Origin of the sequence: Arenibacter echinorum, assembly GCF_003259375.1 — a bacterium.
In the GTDB taxonomy this organism is placed as follows: Bacteria; Bacteroidota; Bacteroidia; order Flavobacteriales; family Flavobacteriaceae; genus Arenibacter; species Arenibacter echinorum.
The window spans coordinates 127256-147688 of the sequence record NZ_QLLN01000001.1; the positions used below are offsets into that span (position 1 = coordinate 127256).

The window sequence follows — 20433 nt, forward strand, 5'->3', positions numbered from 1 at the left end:
AACCACCGCACTTTTAATTTTTTTTAGTTAAGTGATAGGTGAAATCTTTTCTTAATGAATAACCAAATTACCATTGTATTCATAATGCAATGGTAAAATAGTAGGTTTTGTTTTTGGGATTTTTAATTTCTCCAAAATGGGCATAAGTGTTTTACCAAAGGCTTCAAAACGCTCTGCCGATTCCCAGATATCAAAAATCAACATACCATTGGATGTTGGGGCGGCATAGTGGTGCAGCAATCCATTGGGGTTGGTCTGACCAGCTTTTCTTATTTCATCCCAGCATTGGTCAAACTGTTTTGTGGTCATGCCACGGAAATCGAATTGAACCATAACTTTTTTCATAGTATAGAATTTATTTCCTACTCGTGTGGCTTTTCGGTTACGCCCCGTTTTTTTAAGGGGTTACTGGACTCCTCTTCGTGCTATATAATTCTAATAAATGCAGTACTTGAAACTTAACTTGAGGGGGAAATATTGGACTGTAAAAAAGGTTTGATAAGTAATTGTCTTGAATTTATAGTAAATTCATTATCAGTCGCTTAAATTTGAAATAACAACTAAAGTTACAGATTAGATCTGAAGGTAATCTGTTAATTGTGATATCGTTAACGTGATTGTGAAAGGTATTTTTCGGGTTTACAAGGTCAGTAAACCGTGGCTTCTTAAAGTCTGTAGAGGTTTGGAATACCAGAATAACTCAAAATTCTCGAACTGCGATTCAAAGTCGGTTTTAAGCTGACCATAAGTGGAGATTTTGTCGTTTGTTACCAACATATTGTCCAAGGTGTCCCTTAGCCATTCGCCTTGTTTTATATCTACAGTAATGCCTATGGAACATGCCTTGTCATGAAACGTCATTTTAAGCAATATCCAGCTTTGCCCTTTTTTGGATTTTGTAATGGTCTCCACGATGGGCTTACTTCCCAACCACACTATTTTGGCATTGGGTTTAGTGTTAAGAACAGGCTCTTCGGCAAGCGCATTTTCTATAAAGTTTGGTGCGATGGTGGTTTTCGGAATTTTAAAATCGAACCATTGATGCAAGGGGTGATCTAAACAAATGCCGTGCATATAGTTAAAGAGCGATTTTTTTAAGCCATAACTAAACCGTTCGTGATCTATACCAGTGGTATCCCTGAACTGGATGTCATTATTGGCAAAAGTGATGGGCTGATAGTCCGGTATAATGTGGTATTCTGCAGGATTGAGACCTACCGGGCTATGGGCGGTGAGGGCAAATTGATGCCAGAAGCCCGATTGTAGTATCCCCAATTGAAACATCTGTCGAACCATTTCCAGGCTATCTACGGTTTCTTGCACCGTTTGGGTAGGGTAGCCGTACATAAGATAGCAATGTACCATTATTCCTGCTTCCGTAAAATAACGGTTAACTTTGGCTACCTGCTCCACGGTAACCCCTTTTTGGATCAATGCCAACAATCGGTCCGAAGCCACCTCCAGCCCTCCGGAAACGGCAATGCAGCCCGATGCCTTTAACAATTTGCAGAGATCCCGGCCAAAGCTCTTTTCGAACCTAATATTGGTCCACCAGCTAACGGTTAGATTTCGTTTTATGATTTCCAGCGCCAAGGCTCTCATTAAGGCTGGGGGGGCGGCTTCGTCCACAAAATGAAAGCCTGTTTCGCCGGTTTGTGCAATGAGCTCCTCCATACGGTCTACCAAGAGTTTGGCCGCGATGGGTTCATAGATTTTTATATAGTCCAGGGAGATATCGCAAAAGGTACATTTGCCCCAATAGCAACCATGTGCCATGGTAAGTTTGTTCCAACGGCCATCGCTCCATAGACTGTGCATGGGGTTGGCAATTTCTATGACGGAGATGTACTTGTCCAATAACAAATCCGAATAATCCGGGGTGCCTACCTCGCTTTGTTTGTAATCTGTCCTTGAGGAGAGATTGTTGTAAAATGCAGCATCATTCTTTATTAAAAAGGTTCTTTTTAGAAAGGCATTGCTATCGTTAGGTTGGGCTTCCAGGCAATGGGCCGTCAACAGCTCCAAGGGAAGCTCTCCATCGTCCAGACTGATATAATCGAAGAAATGGAAAACCCGTATATCCGAAACCGATCGCAATTCCGTGTTGGGAAATCCCCCTCCCATACTTACTTTGATTTTTGGATAGTTTTGCTTTATATATTGGGCACCTCTAAACGCACTGTACAAGTTGCCCGGGAATGGAACGGAAAAACATACCAATTTAGGTTTAACCGTACTGAGTCTCTCAGCCAAAATGTCCAGGGTCAATTGATCTATATAGGTGATATTACTTTGCAAATGCTGGTAGAGTTCGTCAAAGGAATTGGCGCTCCTTCCCAATCGCTCTGCGTAACGACTAAATCCAAAATTTTCATCGACACATTCCACAATAAAATCGGACAGGTCTTCCAGATATAAGGTGGCCAGGTGTTTTGCCTTATCCTGATGCCCCATACTACCAAAGGCCCATTCCAAATCGTCCAATTGATCAAATCTCGCTGCCTGAGGCAAAAAGTTTGGAGTACATATTTGCCTGGCAAAGGTGGCATTATGTCCCTGTAAAAAGGAAACAACGGAATCTATGGTCTTTAAATAATCTTCCTTTAAGGCGTTTATTCTATGACAGTTGTCCGAGCTAATAGAATTGTTTGCCTGGGCATGGTCAAAAATATTCCGAATTCCGTCCTTGGAGAAAATTTTTAATATAACCTCAATGCCCAAATCCATTTGAAAAGCACTGATGCCCTTGGTATTTAAAAAGCCTTTTAAATAAGCCGTTGCCGGATAAGGGGTGTTCAACTGGGTAAAGGGAGGTGTTATTAAAAGGAGGTCTTTCGCCATAGAATAATTGTGTACGGTGATACAAAGATAGGGGTGTTTGGGGTAATGGGAATATTTAATTTATCTGGTAAAAAACCAATTTTTGGTGACATGGTTGGGTTTTGGCTACAATTATGAGTTGCATTAACAAAAAAAACTCCGGTAATCAGCCGGAGTTTATTCATCAATCAAAAAACGAACAGTCATGATAACTGTTGTTACTGTATACAATTTACAATTTTTACACTAGCTTTCCAATGGGGACAAGCAATTGCGCAAAAATTTTAATTGTTTGGATTAACCAAGATATGTTTTTAGGATCTTGCTTCTTGAAGTGTGTTTTAGCCTTCTAATAGCTTTCTCCTTTATTTGACGAACCCTTTCCCTGGTAAGGTCAAAAGTTTCTCCAATTTCTTCCAATGTCATGGAATGTTGTCCTGCCAAGCCAAAGTACAAACGAATTACATCTGCTTCCCTTGGAGTCAAGGTTTCCAACGCTCTTTCTATTTCGGTTCTTAGCGATTCGTGCAACAATTCCCTGTCCGGATTTGGTGATTCCCCACTACGCAATACATCGTATAGGTTGGAATCTTCACCGTCTATTAAAGGAGCATCCATGGATACGTGACGCCCGGAATTTTTAAGTGATTGTTTTACATCTTCTACGGTCATGTCCAATTCCTTGGCAATCTCTTCCGCAGAAGGTTGTCTTTCATGGGCTTGCTCCAAGAAAGCAAAAGTCTTGTTGATCTTATTGATAGACCCGATCTTGTTCAAAGGTAGTCTTACAATACGCGATTGTTCCGCCAAAGCCTGTAATATGGACTGGCGAATCCACCAAACCGCATAGGATATGAATTTAAAACCACGTGTTTCATCAAAACGTTGTGCAGCTTTAATCAAGCCAAGGTTACCTTCGTTGATCAAATCCGGAAGGGTCAAACCTTGATTTTGGTATTGCTTTGCAACGGAAACCACAAATCGTAAATTGGCCTTGGTCAATTTCTCAAGTGCACGTTGATCACCTGCCTTGATCCGTTGTGCCAATTCTACTTCTTCATCTGCAGTAATTAAATCAACCTTACCAATTTCCTGTAAGTATTTATCCAAAGAAGCAGTTTCCCTATTGGTAACCTGTTTTGTAATTTTAAGCTGTCTCATCGAAATTTTATCTTTCTAAATTATGTGCATTAAGCATAAGCTGCATTAGGTTATACGTACAAAAGTTGGAAATGTTACAATTGGTCCGTTTTATTTTGCTTTTTTAGATAAAATGCATGAAAAAAGCCACGTTCTCCCTTAAAAAAGGTAAAACGTGGCTTTGGTAATGTGACTTTTATTTAAAAACTAGTCCCTTCTTGGCTTACGATCCCTATCTCTATTTCTATCGTTGCCTCTGTCATTTCTACCGCGATCTTCTCGTGGTGGTCTTTCCTTAAAGCCTTCAGGTTTTGGCAATAAAGCCTTACGTGAAACTTTTTCTTTTCTTGTTCTTGGGTCTGTACCTAAGTATTTAACGTCAAAAACATCTCCCATATTTACCACATCGGAAACATTTTCGGTTCTTTCCCACGCCAATTCGGATACGTGAAGCAATACCTCGTTACCAGGAGCGTCCAAATATTCCACAACGGCACCAAAATCCAACATTTTGATGACCTTTACTTCATATGCGCTACCTACCACTGGTTTAAACAATAAGGAATCGATTTTGGTTAGGACCATATCAATACCTTCTTGTGAGGTACCCAATATTTCAACAATACCTTCTTCAGTAATCGGATCTTCATTGATGACGATAGTAGTTTTGGAAGCTTTTTGTAATTCTTGGATTACTTTTCCTCCAGGTCCTATCAATGCCCCAATGAATTCGCCAGGAATAACTCTGGTAACCATTTTAGGTGCATGAGGTTTAACATCTGCATTAGGTGTAGCAATAGTTTCTACCAATTTGCTTAAGATGTGTAAACGCCCAGCTCCTGCCTGTTTTAAGGCATTTACCAAAATTTCATAGGATAATCCCTTTACTTTAATGTCCATTTGGCAAGCGGTAATTCCGTCTGCAGTACCAGTAACTTTAAAGTCCATATCCCCTAAGTGATCTTCATCACCAAGTATATCGGACAACACAGCGTATTTTCCTGATTCACTATCGGAAATTAATCCCATAGCAATACCGGATACAGGTTTCTTCAATTGTACCCCAGCGTCCATCAATGCCATAGTTCCGGCACAAACCGTTGCCATGGAAGAGGAACCGTTGGATTCCAATACTTCGGATACCACACGAACTGTATAAGGACAATCCGCAGGGACCATTCCTTTTAGGGCACGTTGGGCCAAGTTACCATGTCCTACCTCTCTACGGGAGGTACCTCTAATAGGTCTTGCTTCTCCAGTTGAGAAAGGTGGGAAGTTATAATGTAGGTAGAAAGTTTCCTCTCCTTCAAACGATGGCATGTCTATTTGGTTGGCTTCCCTTGAAGTTCCCAAAGTAACCGTAGCCAAAGCTTGAGTTTCTCCACGTGTAAAAATAGCGGATCCGTGTGTTGAAGGTAGATAATCCACCTCACACCAGATCGGTCTAATTTCATCTGTTTTTCTTCCATCCAAACGAAGTCCGTCATTTAAGGTAAGGTCCCTAACCGCAGCTTTTTCAGCTTTGTAGTAGTATCTGGAAACCATATCCCCGAAATCTGCCAATTCTTCCTCAGAGAAAGTAGCTTTTATTTCTTCTTTTATGGTGTCGAATGATGCACTTCTTTCGTGTTTAGCAGAACCGGCTTTTGCAATGGCATAAACCTTATCATAAGCCATGTCGTGGATTTTCTTGGCTAAAGCCTCATCTTCCCTTTCTGGCTCGTATTCACGAACTTCTTTTCTTCCAAATGCTTCTGCCAACTTAAGTTGGGCAGCACATTGTACCTTAATGGCATCATGGGCAAATTTAATAGCTTCTACCATTTCCTCCTCGGAAATCTCTTTCATTTCACCTTCAACCATCATAACAGAATCTGCTGAAGCTCCAATCACCATATCGATATCCGATACTAATAATTGGGCCCTTGTTGGATTGATGATGAATTCACCATCAATACGACCAACACGCACCTCTGAAATAGCACATTCAAATGGGAAATCTGAAAGTTGGATGGCAGCGGAAGCGGCCAATCCTGCCATAGCATCTGGCATAACATCCTCATCATGGGACATCAATTGGATCATCACCTGGGTTTCAGCATGGTAGTCCTTAGGGAAAAGCGGACGTAAAACGCGGTCCACCAATCTCATAGTCAATACTTCGCCGTCACTAGGTCTTGCTTCTCTTTTGAAGAAACCTCCTGGGTAACGTCCTGAAGCTGCAAATTTTTCACGGTAATCTACCGTTAGTGGAAGGAAATCCACATCACTTTGTTTGTAATTGGAAACTACTGTACATAACAACATACATTTTCCAGACTGTACAACAACAGAACCATGGGCCTGTTTTGCCAATTTTCCGGTTTCGATAGAAATTTCCCTACCGTCCCCAAGGTCAATGACCTCTCTAAATACTTTTGGTATCATAAATACGAATTAAAACCTGTATCGTCACAGGTTTGTTAAACAATGGTCTTTCGTCTGTTATAGACGACGTTGTTGTGTTGTAGTTGTGTGTTGTTGACCAATGAAAAACTATGTGCAAGCTTTTTGTTTTGCCCTAAGGTAAACCTCCGGGACTTTACAATAGCATTGAAAAACAATACTATTGATATTGTAAAAAAGGGGAAAAGTTAACTTTTCCCCTTTTTGTAATTTATTTTCTAATTCCTAATTCTTTAATTATCTCACGATATCTTACAATATCAGTCTTAATTAAATAATCTAGAAGTGATCTTCTTTTACCTACCAACTTTACCAAAGAACGTTCTGTGTTGAAATCCTTACGGTTTCTTTTTAAATGTTCGGTTAAGTGGTTAATTCTGTGAGTAAATAGTGCAATCTGACCTTCAGAAGACCCTGTATTTTTTGCCTCGCCGCCGTGTTTCTTAAAAATTTCGGCCTTTACTTCTTTAGTTAAATACATTCCAATATTATTTTAATGATTTTTATGTACATGATTGATTTTCAATCAGGGCGCAAAGATAGACTTTTTTTTAGAAACCTTATACAATCCCAATGTTTTTTGAAAAGTGTATTAAACTTTTTTGATTATCCGGCGTCCTAATATAAAACGTTAAAGAAATGTTATTGCCAAATGGGCCGTAACGGATCGTAATGCTGGCCAGCGATAGAATTGAAATTTTTCTTATTGTAAACATTTAAATCAAAACAGATGAAAACAAGTCTCAAAAATTCGAACTTAACAGGATGGTTGCTAATGGTCTTATTGGTAATGGGTTCCTGTAACAATGAAGAGCCAACCAGTGTGGAAGAGGATGATACCTTTGAAATTGCCGAACTTGTCGCTAGCGATGAAGCCGATTTAATTTCTGAGGAAATTGCCAACATAGGAGAGGATGTTTATGCCACTGAAGAGATCAGGGCTACCTCAAAATCGTTCTTTCTTTCCAATTATTTGCCGGAATGTGTCACTATAACAACAGTGGTTACCAATGATACAAAAGAAACTACCATAGATTTTGGAGAGGGTTGCGATCTGCCCAATGGCAATCTATTAGGTGGAATAATCCGTTTAAGTTATGCCAAGGATATGGATGCAGCAACTAAGGCCATTAGTCTTTCCTTGGAGAATTTTACCTTTAATGAGGTGGCCGTAACAGGGGGAGCCACCTTGGTGCGCAAACGTTCCAATGACAATGGAAACCCCCAATCCGATGCCGTAGCCAGTTATTACGGAGTATGGCCGGACGGTAGTGTTGCCAGTTTTACAGGAAATAGGACACGGGAATGGGTAGAGGGATATGGTTCCGGATTTTGGGCCGATAATGTTTTTCTTATTTCCGGTAAGGGTACCTATACCAATAAGGAAGGTGATGTTTATTCCAGGGAAACCATGAGCTCCCTCCGCAGGGAATTGTCCTGTCGGTTTATCGTTAGCGGGTTCTTGGAGGTTTCTAAAAACGATACCACGGTGAGCCTTGATTTTGGAGATGGTACTTGTGATGCCAAGGGAATGTTGACCTTTCCAAATGGAGAAACCAAGGAAATTTTGCTAAGAAGGTTTAATAGATAGAGCAATGCTTAATTAAAAAGGCCCTGATCATGATCAGGGCCTTTTTTTATACCCTTACAGGGTTGTTTTCTATTAAATCTATATAAAGATTAATTTTCTTCTTAAGATCCCTGCGATGGACGATAAAGTCTAAAAATCCATGTTCCTGTAGGAATTCGGCAGTCTGAAACCCTTCCGGTAATTCTTTACCGGTTGCCTCTTTAACCACACGGGGTCCGGCAAAACCTATCAAGGCTCCTGGTTCTGAAATATTGATATCCCCTAGCATGGCATAGGAAGCTGTTGTTCCTCCAGTAGTCGGATCCGTACATAAAGAAATATATGGGATGCCTGCATCCGCAAGTTGTGCCAACTTAGCCGATGTCTTGGCCAATTGCATAAGTGACAATGCTGCTTCCATCATACGTGCACCGCCAGATTTGGAAATCATTACAAAGGGCATTTTCTTTTTGATAGAATGATCGATTCCCCTTGCTATTTTTTCTCCTACCACACTGCCCATAGAACCACCAATAAAGCTGAAGTCCATACAGCAAATAACTACATCTTTTCCCAGTGATTTGCCCACTCCGGTCCTAACAGCATCCTTAAGGCCTGTTTTTGCTTCGGCCGCCTTTAAACGATCCACATACTTCTTGGTATCTTCAAATTTCAACGGATCCTTGGAAGTTAGTTTGGCATCCAATTCTGTAAACTTGTTGTTGTCGAAAAGAATTTCGAAATATTCCTTACTACCTATTCGTACATGATAATCATCCTCTGGGCTAACATAATAATTCTTTGCCAACTCATCGGATTCAACAATTTTTCCGGTAGGTGATTTGTACCAAAGGCCCCTTGGGGTATCCTTTTTCTGGTCCGTTGCAGTTTGTATTCCTTTTTCCTTTCTTTTAAACCAAGACGACATAAGCTTTCTTTTTGGGTTGGGGGATTATAGGGTATTCACGTTATTTAGGTCTTCAAAAGCCTTTTTAAGACGTGTAACAAACGTTTTTTCTCCTTCTCTTAACCAAACACGTGGGTCGTAATGCTTTTTATTCGGCTCATCGGCCCCATTTGGATTACCGATCTGGGATTGTAAATAATCCTTTTTACCTTGAACATAGTCCCTGATCCCTTCCAAGAAGGCATATTGTAAATCGGTATCAATATTCATTTTAATAACACCATATCCAATAGCCTCACGTATTTCCTCAACGGTAGATCCCGATCCGCCATGGAATACGAAATCGATATGGTTGTGTTCCACACCGTATTTTTTAGTGACAAATTCCTGTGAATTTTTAAGGATCTTTGGGGTCAATTTTACGTTTCCTGGCTTGTAAACACCGTGTACATTCCCAAATGCTGCGGCAATGGTAAATTTAGGGCTTACTTTGGATAGCTCCTCGTAGGCATAGGCAACCTCTTCCGGTTGGGTATATAGCTTGGAATCGTCCACATCGGAGTTGTCCACACCATCCTCTTCACCTCCAGTGATTCCCAATTCTATTTCCAAGGTCATTCCCATCTTGCTCATTCTGGCAAGATATTTTTTGCAGATTTCAATATTCTCCTCTATTGGCTCTTCCGATAGGTCTATCATATGTGAGCTGTATAGCGGTTTTCCTGTTTCCTTAAAATGCTTTTCACTTGCATCCAATAAACCATCTATCCAAGGCAATAATTTTTTGGCACAGTGGTCTGTGTGCAATATAACGGTAGCACCATAGGCTTCGGCCAATTGATGAATGTGTTTTGCTCCTGCAACGGCACCCAAAATGGCGGCTTGCTGGCCGTCATTGGATAAACCTTTTCCTGCGTTGAACTGTGCGCCCCCGTTAGAGAACTGTATGATTACTGGAGCATTTAAACTGGCAGCAGTTTCCAAAACTCCGTTTATAGTGTTCGATCCTATAACATTAACAGCAGGTAGTGCGAATCCTTTTTCTTTAGCATAATTGAAGATTTTTTGTACCTCATCTCCAGTTGCAACTCCTGGTTTAATATTGTGTGCCATATTCTTGTTTTTGTGTAGTTAATTAAAAAGATGGGACAAAAGTAATAAAATAATCAGCTCTAAAAAGGATAATTTATACCTATGTTGAATACTGCGTTGGACAGATTGTAGTCCCTAAACCATCTTTTAGAAGATTCTTCAGCGGGATTATAGGTTTTAAGACCCATATCCAACCGGAATACAAAATACGTAAAATCGTAACGGATTCCAAGACCTGTTCCCAAAGCGATGTCTGCCAAGGATCCCAAATTTTCAAAGGTTGCCTTCTCATCGGTAACATTGTCCAGGGCATTCCAGATGTTACCGGCATCGGCAAATAGTGCCCCTTTAATATCCCCTACAATTGGAAACCTATATTCCAAATTGAAGGCGATTTTTAAATTTGCCTCGTTGAAGTCGTTTACGTCCTCCGTCCTGCCTGGTCCCAGGGAATAAGGCAACCATGCACGGTTATCGTTGGACCCGCCGGCGAAATAACTTCTTACGAAGGGTATGTTGTCCGAATTTCCATAAGGAATCGCAATACCAAAGAAACCCCTAAAGGCGAGTACATTGGTCCTAGAGGTGCTCCAATGTTTTATATAGTCGAATTCCGTTTTTATATATTGGGAAAAGGGCACGTTAAAAACCAAGAGTTTGTCGTCATCACTGGTGTAGAATGGAATTATTTTGGAAATCCCGGACAATAGGTTCCCGGCACTTTCCAATTTGAACCTAAACTGATAAAAATCGTTATCAGCTGAGCCGGTTTTATTGTTTTTGGTAAAAGTGTAATTGCTTGCGAAAATTAAATTGTTTTCAGTAAGTCTTATTCGTCTTTCCTCAATACTACTTACATCCTCATAATCCGTGTCGCTGGAAGATACCTCTCCATTTAAAATGGCGTTGGTAAAGCCCGTGGTGCCTTCCGGAATAATCAACTGGAGATCCGTACTGCCGTCAACGCTCTCAAAATAATCGGCCAGGGCAGGTTCGGTTTCGTAATTGTCGGCAATTTCATCCAAATTTTCATAGGTACTCTCATATACAGCAAAGAATCTATCAGGGTTTACATTGCGAACAAATTGCACATTTAGCAGCTCGGCAGCATTCTTTTTGAAATCTGTTGGGGACCAATTATATCCAAAAACAGTATTCAGGGTTTGCTTGTCCAGACCAATATTCTGTTGAAAGCTTGTTCCTATGGATAATTTGGTCTTGGGAAGCATATAGTTGGGTATAATTTTAGATGTGTTTACAAAGGGGAACCAAATTCGGGGTAAATTAAGGTTGATATCGGCTCCCGTTTCCAAAATGTTGAAAAAGCGGTTGTCCGCTATGTCCGGATCACTGGAAGCCCCAATGCTTATCCTTCCCGAAATGCTCAGGTTTTCTGCACCTTTAAATAAATTTCTAGCTTGTAGGGATGGACTAAACCCTATACCTAAAAATTGAATATTGGAGTGGGTTACATCAAAATCGGTACCCAATGAATATTTAGGCCGGGGCGACAGATAGATATTTGCAGTTAATTCTGAAGAAATACTATCTGCTACGAATTCAATATTGGGATATTTGAAAGTATTAAGGTTGGTAATTTGTCTATAGGTTCTAATCCGGTTAATTTCCCTATAGATACTGTCCTTTTTTAGGAAAACGGCATCCGTAAGCGTTTTTGGCTTGTATCGCAGTTTTCCTTGGTAATAGATCGTGAAATCTTTATAATCCACCTTTTTAAGGCTGTCCAACCCATTGTTAAAGGTGTAGTTAGTGTAAATATTAATCTTCTTAAAGGTGTGTACCTTGTATTCCGAAGTGGAAAGAGCGTTGTCTGTCCTAGTTTTTAGATCTTCGATATTTAAAAGGATATCCATTTTTTGATTGTTCCCCAGTTTGGTAGTGTCACCAATTAAATCGTATGAAATGGAACTTTCTTGAAAGTTGTGGATTCCCGTGTTTCTAAAAAGATTGGTCAATCGTTCCCTTTCACTGTTAAAATTGTCGAGGTCGATCCGCTGCCCTGGTTTTATAAAGGAATTATTCTTGTATACCATGTTAATGGAGTCCAAGGCGGAGGAGGTAATATTCGTGGATACCGAGTCTATGAGATAAGGGGTGCCCAGCTCTAATTTGTAGTTCATGACGGCCCTTTGCTTTCTAGCACTGGTATCTATTTCATAAGTCGTGGAGTTGTTAAAATATCCCTTACTTTTATAATAGGCATTCAGTCTTTGCAAGGACCTTCTTGTTCTTGAGGTATCTATGATGCTAGGAGGTTCACCAATATTCTTTAGCCATACGCTAGCTCCTTTGACCAAAAAGGACTCCCCCAATCTTTCCACCTGTTTTTTGGATAGGATATTGATGAGGCGCTGCTCTCTTTTTTCTTTTTTGTGCAACCAGACCTGATAGGAAGAATCTGGATTTTTCTTGGCCAGGTTGTAAAGATTTAGGCGTAAGGGGTATCCCAATAGGGTGCTGTTGGGTTTTTGAAAAATAAGGCTATGTATATCCTCATTGGTAATTTTTACACTATCGGCATAAATAAGGTTTTTGGTCAACAGGAGCTCCTCTTCGCCAACTCTTTTTGTTGCATTGCAGGAGGTAATTGCAATTACTAGCAATAATAATCCTATTTTCGTAATGTTTAAATGCATACACGGCCGTGTCCTCATAGAAGTCAAAAATACATTATTTGTATGGTTGTTAAAAGCCAAATAAAATTTATAAAAAATTTACAGCAAAAAAAGTACCGAACGCAAAACAAGTTGTTTGTGTCAGAGGGGATAAAGACAGTTAGGGAACTACTTAATTCTTCCCTGAAGGTCTATAAAATATATGTTACGGATAGCACGGTGTTGGAGTTTGAGGGGGATTTTGTTGAGGTGATAAGTGAGGGGGAATTGAAAAAAATGAGCGGCTTGTCTACTCCAAATAAGGTCTTGGGCGTATTTCATATTCCGGTATCGGAGCCATTGGATTTTTCTGACTGGGTCATTGCTTTGGATGATGTTCGGGATCCCGGAAATTTGGGCACCATTATCCGCCTTTGCGATTGGTTTGGGGTCAGGAGTCTGCTCTGTTCCTCCAATTCCGTGGATTGTTTTAATCCTAAAGTCCTACAGGCTACTATGGGCTCCATAAGTAGGGTGAATATTGTGTACGGGGATTTACAAAGAATTTTTAGTAATTCCGAAGTTCCGGTATATGGCGCGTTTATGGAAGGTACCGAGGTTTATAAGGAGAAATTTCCCAAAAAGGGAATATTGGTTATGGGGAATGAAGCCAATGGGGTGTCGGAAGCTATTGAAGCTTTAGTCGACAAAAAAATTAGCATTCCACAGTTTGGGCCTAAAACTGCCGAAAGTTTAAATGTGGCAACGGCTACGGCTATTTTAATGAACGAAATTAGAAGGGGGTAATTCTCTATTCAAAGGTAAAATTGACAAAGAGTCCCCTGGTCATCATTGCCTCAACATTGCCTGTCCATGGGCTATTGGGGTCATTATCACGCACCAATTCATCATTAATTGCAAAAACTCCTCGGATAGAGGGGGTAAACTTGAAATATTCCAAATAGAAATCAATCCCAAAACCCATTTCGTAATAATAGGTGGTCTTTTTCATTCGGAAAGTGGCACTGCTGTTATCGTCCAAACTTTGTTCGTTACTGCCCAAGTTTAATGAAGTAGACGCCCCGCCAACCAGAAATGGTTTCCAGTTCCCCAGTCTTAGGGTACTGACTTTTAGGAGCAAGGGAAAGTTAATATAGGTCGACTTTACCTCCCTAATGGCATCCCTTTCGTTATCAAATCCAGGAAAGCCTAAATTTCTCTGGTTGTAGTGCAATCCAGGTTCAAAGCGAAGATCCAAAAATTTGTTGAGACGTAGTTCCCCAATCAGTCCTACATTGAATCCAAATGATTTGTCCACTAAAATATCGGGTAGATCGTCTTTGTATTCAAATTTAAAGTCATATTGATTGAAGCCTAAAAAATATCCCCAATTTAGTAATGGTTCGTCCTCATTTTCAAGGTTCATTACCGGTTTTTCATTAAACTGGGCATTGGCAGTGTTGCCTAGTGCACAAAAAACAATTAAAAGAATAAAAATATTTTTCATATTTTACTTTGTAGCTACGTAAATAGAGGCAACCCCAAATGTTTGGGGTCTATTGTCTATACCTATAAACCCAATTTTGGCCAAAATATTGTTGAACTCTTTTCCATGGGGAAAGGCAGCTGCGGATTCGGATAAATAGGCATAGGCACTGCGATCTTTGGAAAATAACTTTCCAATGGCTGGCAGGATGAATTTGGTATATAATTTATAACCTTGTTTATAGGGTGTTTTAGTGGGAATAGAGGTTTCGAGTACTACAAAAGAACCTCCAGGTTTTAGGACCCGATATATTTCCTTGAGTCCTTTTTCGAGATTTTCGAAATTCCTTACACCAAAGGCGACCGTAATGGCATCAAAGGAGTTGGCTTCGAAAGGCAGATTTTCACTGTCTCCAACAATCATCTTGATAATGCCCCCTAGATTTTTTTCCGAAATTTTTCTTTTGCCAACTTCCAACATTCCGGGAGAGATATCCAAACCGATAATCTCTTTGGCCCCTGTTTTAATCATGTTAATGGCCAAGTCGCCAGTTCCGGTAGCTATGTCCAAAATTTTGTTGGGATTTTTTTCGGAGACTATGGATACTACGCGCTTTCGCCATTTAATATCTATTCCAAAAGATATAACCCTATTAAGTCCATCGTAATTTCCGGAAATAGTATCGAACATTTTTGTAACCTGTTCCTTTTTGCCTAGCGTTGAATCTTTATAAGGAGTCACCTTTTTATCCATAATCATTAAATTTTTGGTAAAGATACTATATAGACCTAAAGTTATACTTCTAATTTATCAATAAGAGCTGACCTCTATCTGTTTAACTGGCATATTTTAGAATACAACCCAATTTAATTATGTAATTTTGTCGTGTTTACATTCAGATTTTAATCGAAATATGCTTTAGCAAGCTTCTTTCCTATTTGGGAAAAATGGATTTAATTCGGAATTCGAAAAGGAGTTATACAAAGGAAATAGATTTGGTTTATAATTAAATTTAGTAGACTTAGGATGTAAAACTATAACAACACGGGATTGACCATTAAATATTGTGTACTTCGGTTGATGAAAAACAATTTATATAACAGATGAAAATTATTATTGCAGGGGCTGGTGAAGTAGGTTTTCATTTGGCTAAATTACTGTCCTATGAATCCCAGGATATTACTCTTATAGACACTAATAAGGATAGTTTATCTTATGCGGACAGTCATTTGGATATTAGGGTACTTAGGGGAGACGCTACTTCCATTGCCATTTTAAAGGATGCCCAGGTAGAGAAATCCGACCTGGTTATTGGAGTAACCTCTTCGGAGACCACCAATATTACCTTGTGTATGTTGGCAAAACAATTGGGATGTAAGCGAACCATAGCCCGTATTTCCAACGCTGAGTTTATTCACAATAAAGAGGCTATTAGATTTCCCGACTTGGGAATCGATGAGCTTATTTCTCCAGAGGCTTTGGCTGCTACCGAAATTCAACTTTTGTTGAATCAATCCGCTTTTAATAATACCTACGAATTTGAGGAGGGCCTTTTGATCATGGTGGGCGTGTCCTTACCAAGTACCGCACCTTTTGTAGGAAAGACTGTAAAGGAGGCCGCAAAGATATTTTCTGAGTTACATTTTATGCCCATAGCCATTCAAAGGATGGGTACCCAATACACCATAGTGCCTAGGGGAGATACTGTTTTTAAGGATAATGATCAGGTGTACTTTATAACTTCCAGAGAGGGGTTGGATGAACTGTACAAACTCACCGGGAAGGAAAAAAAGGAAATCAAAAACGTAATGATACTTGGTGGCAGTAAGGTGGGTTTTAAAACCGCGAGGGATCTTTGCAGAAATAAGTTCAATGTTAAACTTATAGAAAAAAATAAGGAAAAGGCTTTCGATTTGGCGGATGAACTGCCCAATGCCCTTATCATTAATGGCGATGGTAGAAATGTAGAACTGCTGGAGGAGGAAAATCTTGAGGCCATGGATGCTTTCGTAGCTGTCACCGGAAATTCTGAAACGAATATAATGTCTTGCTTGGTGGCCAAATCCAAGAATGTTAAAAAGACAATTGCCCTAGTGGAGAACATGGATTATTTTCAATTATCCCATTCCATAGGGATAGATACCCTGCTCAATAAAAAGCTGCTAGCTGCTAATAATATCTTCAGGCATATCCGGAAAGGGGAAATAGTGGCGATGACCCGGCTGAATAATTTAAATGCAGAGATTTTGGAATTTATTGTTAAGCCAACATCCCAGGTAAACGGGCAAATAATTAGGGAGCTTGAATTTCCCAGGGAGGCAACCATTGGTGGGGTAATCCGTGATAATCAAGGGATTATTGCCTTAGGGGGATTTAGAATTACAGAGGGCGATAGGGTAGTGGTGTGTTGTTTGCCAAGTGCCATTCCAAAAATTGAAAAGCTATTCCTTTAGTATGGGCCTAAATTCGAAAATTATCATTCACCTCATGGGATTGCTATTACTTTGTAATGGTTTTTTTATGATTTTGGCTGCAGTGGTAAGTGGAGTCTATGACGATGGGGCTACTTTGGATATTACCCTTGCGGCAGTGGTTACAATGCTGGTAGGTGTTTTGGCCATGTTCTATACGCGAAACCACAAAAAAGAGGTTAAACGAAAGGAAGGATACATCATTGTTACTTTTGGTTGGTTGGTCATGTCCGCTTCGGGGATGTTGCCCTATCTTTTTTCGGGGGCCATTCCGGACGTCACCAACGCCTTTTTTGAGACCATGTCCGGTTATACTACTACTGGTGCCTCGGTAGTGGATGATATAGAGGCTTTGCCGGAAGGTATCCTATTGTGGAGAAGTTTAACCCATTGGATAGGTGGGATGGGGATTATAGTACTTGCTATTGCTATTTTGCCACTATTGGGTATTGGGGGAATGCAATTGTTTGCCGCTGAGGCTCCAGGGCCAAGCGGGGACAAATTACATCCTAGGATTACTGATACAGCCAAGCGACTTTGGTTAATTTACTTTAGCTATACTGTGGCCGAAACCTTATTGTTGAAATTGGCCGGAATGTCCTTTTTTGATGCTGTAAACCATTCTTTGGCAACCCTTTCCACTGGAGGTTTTTCTACCAAAAACGCCAGTATGGCTTATTGGAACGATCAACCTTTGATACAATACATTGTTATTTTGTTCATGTTTTTGGCCGGTAGCAATTTTGTACTCAGCTATTATGCATTTAAGGGCAAGGTACAAAAAGTGATAATGGATGAGGAATTTAAATTCTATTCCATTTTTATTTTTTGCTTTACCATAGTAGCAAGTTTGGTAGTTTATTTTCAGGCCAATGTGCAGGTGTCCGATTTTCATCCCATGGTATTGGGAGAGGTGGAAAGCGCCTTTAGACATACCCTGTTTCAAGTGGTCTCGGTTATTACGACCACAGGTTTTGTTACGGCCGATTTTACTTCTTGGACACCTTTTTTGACCATATTCTTTTTTGGACTGTTTTTCCTTGGAGGCTCTGCCGGCTCAACAGCAGGAGGTATCAAGGTGATGAGGCACTTGCTTATTATTAAGAATGGTCTGTTGGAGTTTAAGCGTACACTGCATACCAATGCCATTATTCCAGTTAGGTATAACAACAAGACTGTGCCCGAAAATATTGTATATAATATAATTGCCTTCTTTGTGCTCTATATGTTGTTGTTTATTATAGGGTCCTTGGTGCTCGGTGCGCTTGGACTGGACTTTGAAAGTGCAGTTGGAGGTGCCGCATCTTCTTTGGGGAATGTAGGTCCTGCCTTGGGTACGTTAAATCCGTTGGTCAATTTTAATAGCCTTCCGGCCTTGGGGAAATGGTGGTGTGGATTTCTAATGCTTTTGGGCAGGTTGGAACTATTTACGGTATTGATCCTATTTTCGCCTTATTTTTGGAAACGTACTTAGAAAATTAAAAAAAAGTAAAAAAAATGGACGTCTGTTAGGACGTCCATTTTTTTTATAACTAAAGTCTGTATTATAAGACTGACTTTATTCTGGCCATTGCTTCCCTTAGTTCCTGTTCTGAAGCAGCGTAGGAAATACGTATGCAATTATCATTTCCAAAAGCTTCACCGGTTACGGTAGCTACATTTGCCTTTTCCAAAAGGTACAGAGCAAAATCAGAAGCATTATTGATCAATGTTCCGTTAATTGTTTTTCCAAAGAAGCTGGAGATATCAGGAAATACATAAAATGCTCCTTCAGGGACATTAAGGTTAAATCCTTTTATTTCTCCCAAAAGTTCCAAAACAAGATCGCGTCTCTTATGGAATTCGTCGATCATAAATTTAATGGAGGATATTGGCGCATCAAGGGCAGCTATGGTTGCGCGTTGTGCAATAGAATTAGCGCCACTGGTAATCTGGCCCTGAAATTTATTACAGGCCTTGGCAATCCAATCTGGACCACCGATATATCCAATACGCCATCCAGTCATTGCAAATGCCTTGGAGACACCGTTTACCGTAATAGTGCGGTCGTACATGCCTTCAATATTGGCAATGCTTACGTGACCTCCCCTGAAATTGATGTGTTCATATATTTCATCGGATACCACAAAAATGTTGGGATACTTTCTCAATACTTTGGCTAAACCTTCCAGCTCTTCCTTGTTGTAAACAGATCCACTTGGATTACATGGGGAACTGAACCACATCATTTTGGTTTTCGGAGTAATAGCTTTCTCCAATTGTTCCGGTGTCATCTTAAAATCGGTGTCAATGCTGGTAGGTACTTCTACGGGCACACCTTGGGCCAATTTAACGATATCGCTATAACTTACCCAATAAGGCGCTGGAAGAATAACCTCGTCACCATCATTGAGCATTACCATCGCAATATTTGCCAAGGATTGTTTTGCTCCTGTAGAGACTACAATCTGGTTAAGGCCATAAGTAAGTCCATTGTCCCTTTTAAATTTATTGGCAATGGCTTGCTTTAAATCGGCATAACCATCCACAGGGGAATAGCTGCTGTAATTTTGGTCGATGGCCTCTTTGGCGGCTTCCTTGATGAAATCAGGGATGTTAAAGTCGGGTTCCCCAAGACTTAAGCCAATGATATCTTTACCTTCATTTTTTAATTCTCTGGCTTTAGCGGCCATAGCCAATGTGGCCGAGGTGGACATGGAATTGATCCTATCGGATAAATGGTTCTTCATTTTTATGTTATAATTTACTGATATTGTAATTTGGGTTTTTTGCCCAGTTCCTTCAGATGTTTGAAGTGCGAAATTATAGCTTTTCTTGTAGTTTTATATTCGTTGTATGGCAAATTAAACTCATTTGCAGTCTCTTTAACAATTTTGGCAATTTTTGTGTAATGTATATGACTAATATTTGGGAAAATATGATGTTCCACTTGATGGTTTAAGCCTCCTGTAAACCAGTTTACTATACGGTTTTTGGTGCCAAAGTTTACAGTGGTGAACAATTGATGAATGGCCCAAGTATTTTTCATGGTACCATCCTTTTCGGGAAGTGGCGTTTCCGCTTCGTCCACAACATGTGCCAATTGAAAAACTACGCTCAGAATTACTCCTGCAACATAATGCATTATGAAAAATCCTAAAAGAATTTTCCACCAGGCAATATCTAGAAATACCATAGGTACTATGATCCAAACGGTTATATATATTAGTTTGGTTACTACCAGCATACTCCAGTTCATAAACGGATTTGGGAACTTGCCATAAGCCAATTTTCTTTTGGTATAGCGGTACATTTGCTGAAAATCTGTTGTTATAGCCCAGTTAAATGTGAGAAGGCCATATAGGAGTATGGAGTAAAAATGCTGAAATTTATGGAATCTGTGCCATTTGGCATGCTTTGAAAACCTTAGGATCCTTCCAGCTTCCAAATCTTCATCGTGTTCATGTATATTGGTGTAGGTATGGTGCAGCACATTGTGTTGTACCTGCCAGTTGTATACGTTACCAGCAAGGATGTAGATACTTCCTCCCATGAGTTTGTTTACCCATTTTTTATTGGAATAGGAACCGTGGTTACCGTCGTGCATTACATTCATCCCAACTCCGGCCATGCCCACTCCCATGGTAATGGTCAGCAATAAATTGGCCCAATTTGGAAGTCCTAGGGTTAGAATTAGAAAATAGGGTGCCAAAAACAAGGCAAACATTACTGCGGTTTTTAAATGCAATTTCCAGTTCCCCGTCTTTTTAAGGTTGTTTTCCTTGAAATAATCATTAACGCGCTTATTTAGGGTTTTGAAAAACTGTGCAGAGTCTTTTCTTGAAAATCTTATGGGTTTATTATCCATGATTTAATTTTTTGTAAATATACGGCAAATCGTGCCCAAA

General features: G+C 40.0%; 16 protein-coding genes. 4 read left to right on the forward strand and 12 right to left on the reverse strand.

The genetic code is table 11. The features are described 5' to 3' along the window. Positions 1-51: 51 nt before the first annotated feature. The 5 genes from LV92_RS00585 to rpsO form a co-directional block, all read right to left on the reverse strand. Positions 52-345 (reverse strand): hypothetical protein, encoded by a 294-nt coding sequence (locus tag LV92_RS00585; protein WP_146613491.1) that lies wholly within the window; start codon positions 343-345, stop codon positions 52-54. Between the two features lie 294 nt (positions 346-639). Beyond that, the gene (locus LV92_RS00590; protein WP_111621752.1) at positions 640-2841 is read right to left on the reverse strand and encodes a B12-binding domain-containing radical SAM protein; all 2202 of its coding nucleotides are present in this window, start codon (positions 2839-2841) and stop codon (positions 640-642) included. 276 nt (positions 2842-3117) lie between these two features. Next, a complete protein-coding gene (locus tag LV92_RS00595) occupies positions 3118-3981 on the reverse strand; it encodes a sigma-70 family RNA polymerase sigma factor (RefSeq protein WP_031442671.1) in 864 nt (287 codons plus the stop codon). Between the two features lie 186 nt (positions 3982-4167). After that, on the reverse strand, positions 4168-6387 hold the full coding sequence (locus LV92_RS00600) for a polyribonucleotide nucleotidyltransferase (RefSeq protein WP_111621753.1): 2220 nt from the start codon (positions 6385-6387) through the stop codon (positions 4168-4170). A 229-nt stretch (positions 6388-6616) separates the two neighbouring features. Further along, the gene (gene rpsO, locus LV92_RS00605; protein WP_103474172.1) at positions 6617-6886 is read right to left on the reverse strand and encodes a 30S ribosomal protein S15; all 270 of its coding nucleotides are present in this window, start codon (positions 6884-6886) and stop codon (positions 6617-6619) included. 249 nt (positions 6887-7135) lie between these two features. Between rpsO and LV92_RS00610 the strand changes: the two genes are divergently transcribed. Next, the gene (locus tag LV92_RS00610) at positions 7136-7996 is read left to right on the forward strand and encodes a hypothetical protein (protein ID WP_111621754.1); all 861 of its coding nucleotides are present in this window, start codon (positions 7136-7138) and stop codon (positions 7994-7996) included. Positions 7997-8042: 46 nt separating this feature from the next. On the opposite strand, the gene accD is transcribed toward LV92_RS00610, so the two are convergent. Genes accD through tamL form a run of 3 tightly spaced genes read right to left on the reverse strand, consistent with a single transcriptional unit; the run spans position 8043 to position 12598 of the window. Continuing rightward, positions 8043-8903: an acetyl-CoA carboxylase, carboxyltransferase subunit beta gene (gene accD, locus LV92_RS00615; RefSeq protein ID WP_111621755.1), complete on the reverse strand. Its 861-nt coding sequence runs from the start codon at positions 8901-8903 to the stop codon at positions 8043-8045. Positions 8904-8927: 24 nt separating this feature from the next. Next, positions 8928-9995, reverse strand: a complete 1068-nt coding sequence (fbaA, locus tag LV92_RS00620) for a class II fructose-bisphosphate aldolase (RefSeq protein WP_111621756.1) — start codon at positions 9993-9995, stop codon at positions 8928-8930. A gap of 59 nt (positions 9996-10054) precedes the next feature. After that, entirely contained in the window at positions 10055-12598 is a 2544-nt protein-coding gene (tamL, locus tag LV92_RS00625; RefSeq protein ID WP_317046748.1) for a translocation and assembly module lipoprotein TamL, read from the reverse strand. A gap of 75 nt (positions 12599-12673) precedes the next feature. Between tamL and LV92_RS00630 the strand changes: the two genes are divergently transcribed. After that, entirely contained in the window at positions 12674-13396 is a 723-nt protein-coding gene (locus LV92_RS00630; RefSeq protein WP_111621758.1) for a TrmH family RNA methyltransferase, read from the forward strand. Between the two features lie 4 nt (positions 13397-13400). Here the strand turns inward: LV92_RS00630 and porT are convergent, their stop codons facing one another. Together porT and ubiE are read right to left on the reverse strand one after the other, a co-directional pair. Next, positions 13401-14096, reverse strand: a complete 696-nt coding sequence (gene porT, locus LV92_RS00635; protein ID WP_111621759.1) for a type IX secretion/gliding motility protein PorT/SprT — start codon at positions 14094-14096, stop codon at positions 13401-13403. Positions 14097-14099: 3 nt separating this feature from the next. Next, positions 14100-14828 carry a bifunctional demethylmenaquinone methyltransferase/2-methoxy-6-polyprenyl-1,4-benzoquinol methylase UbiE gene (gene ubiE / locus LV92_RS00640; RefSeq protein WP_111622306.1) on the reverse strand — a complete coding sequence of 243 codons (729 nt, stop codon included), beginning with the start codon at positions 14826-14828 and terminating at the stop codon, positions 14100-14102. 350 nt (positions 14829-15178) lie between these two features. Here ubiE and trkA point away from each other — a divergent pair, with 350 nt between their 5' ends. Then, on the forward strand, positions 15179-16528 hold the full coding sequence (trkA, locus tag LV92_RS00645) for a Trk system potassium transporter TrkA (RefSeq protein ID WP_111621760.1): 1350 nt from the start codon (positions 15179-15181) through the stop codon (positions 16526-16528). A 1-nt stretch (position 16529) separates the two neighbouring features. After that, positions 16530-18020, forward strand: a complete 1491-nt coding sequence (locus LV92_RS00650; RefSeq protein ID WP_111621761.1) for a TrkH family potassium uptake protein — start codon at positions 16530-16532, stop codon at positions 18018-18020. Between the two features lie 70 nt (positions 18021-18090). Here the strand turns inward: LV92_RS00650 and LV92_RS00655 are convergent, their stop codons facing one another. Then, entirely contained in the window at positions 18091-19275 is a 1185-nt protein-coding gene (locus tag LV92_RS00655) for a pyridoxal phosphate-dependent aminotransferase (RefSeq protein WP_111621762.1), read from the reverse strand. A gap of 14 nt (positions 19276-19289) precedes the next feature. Next, on the reverse strand, positions 19290-20393 hold the full coding sequence (locus tag LV92_RS00660; RefSeq protein WP_111621763.1) for a fatty acid desaturase family protein: 1104 nt from the start codon (positions 20391-20393) through the stop codon (positions 19290-19292). Positions 20394-20433: the final 40 nt, after the last annotated feature.

Excerpts from the sequence above, each read along its gene's own strand:
- rpsO (WP_103474172.1), bottom strand. The coding sequence starts at position 6,886 with ATGTATTTAACTAAAGAAGTAAAGGCCGAAATTTTTAAGAAACACGGC.
- accD (WP_111621755.1), bottom strand. The coding sequence starts at position 8,903 with ATGTCGTCTTGGTTTAAAAGAAAGGAAAAAGGAATACAAACTGCAACG.
- LV92_RS00650 (WP_111621761.1), top strand. The coding sequence starts at position 16,530 with ATGGGCCTAAATTCGAAAATTATCATTCACCTCATGGGATTGCTATTA.
- LV92_RS00600 (WP_111621753.1), bottom strand. The coding sequence starts at position 6,387 with ATGATACCAAAAGTATTTAGAGAGGTCATTGACCTTGGGGACGGTAGG.
- ubiE (WP_111622306.1), bottom strand. The coding sequence starts at position 14,828 with ATGGATAAAAAGGTGACTCCTTATAAAGATTCAACGCTAGGCAAAAAG.
- LV92_RS00595 (WP_031442671.1), bottom strand. The coding sequence starts at position 3,981 with ATGAGACAGCTTAAAATTACAAAACAGGTTACCAATAGGGAAACTGCT.
- porT (WP_111621759.1), bottom strand. The coding sequence starts at position 14,096 with ATGAAAAATATTTTTATTCTTTTAATTGTTTTTTGTGCACTAGGCAAC.
- fbaA (WP_111621756.1), bottom strand. The coding sequence starts at position 9,995 with ATGGCACACAATATTAAACCAGGAGTTGCAACTGGAGATGAGGTACAA.
- LV92_RS00585 (WP_146613491.1), bottom strand. The coding sequence starts at position 345 with ATGAAAAAAGTTATGGTTCAATTCGATTTCCGTGGCATGACCACAAAA.
- LV92_RS00590 (WP_111621752.1), bottom strand. The coding sequence starts at position 2,841 with ATGGCGAAAGACCTCCTTTTAATAACACCTCCCTTTACCCAGTTGAAC.
- LV92_RS00610 (WP_111621754.1), top strand. The coding sequence starts at position 7,136 with ATGAAAACAAGTCTCAAAAATTCGAACTTAACAGGATGGTTGCTAATG.
- LV92_RS00655 (WP_111621762.1), bottom strand. The coding sequence starts at position 19,275 with ATGAAGAACCATTTATCCGATAGGATCAATTCCATGTCCACCTCGGCC.
- trkA (WP_111621760.1), top strand. The coding sequence starts at position 15,179 with ATGAAAATTATTATTGCAGGGGCTGGTGAAGTAGGTTTTCATTTGGCT.
- LV92_RS00660 (WP_111621763.1), bottom strand. The coding sequence starts at position 20,393 with ATGGATAATAAACCCATAAGATTTTCAAGAAAAGACTCTGCACAGTTT.
- LV92_RS00630 (WP_111621758.1), top strand. The coding sequence starts at position 12,674 with ATGGTTGTTAAAAGCCAAATAAAATTTATAAAAAATTTACAGCAAAAA.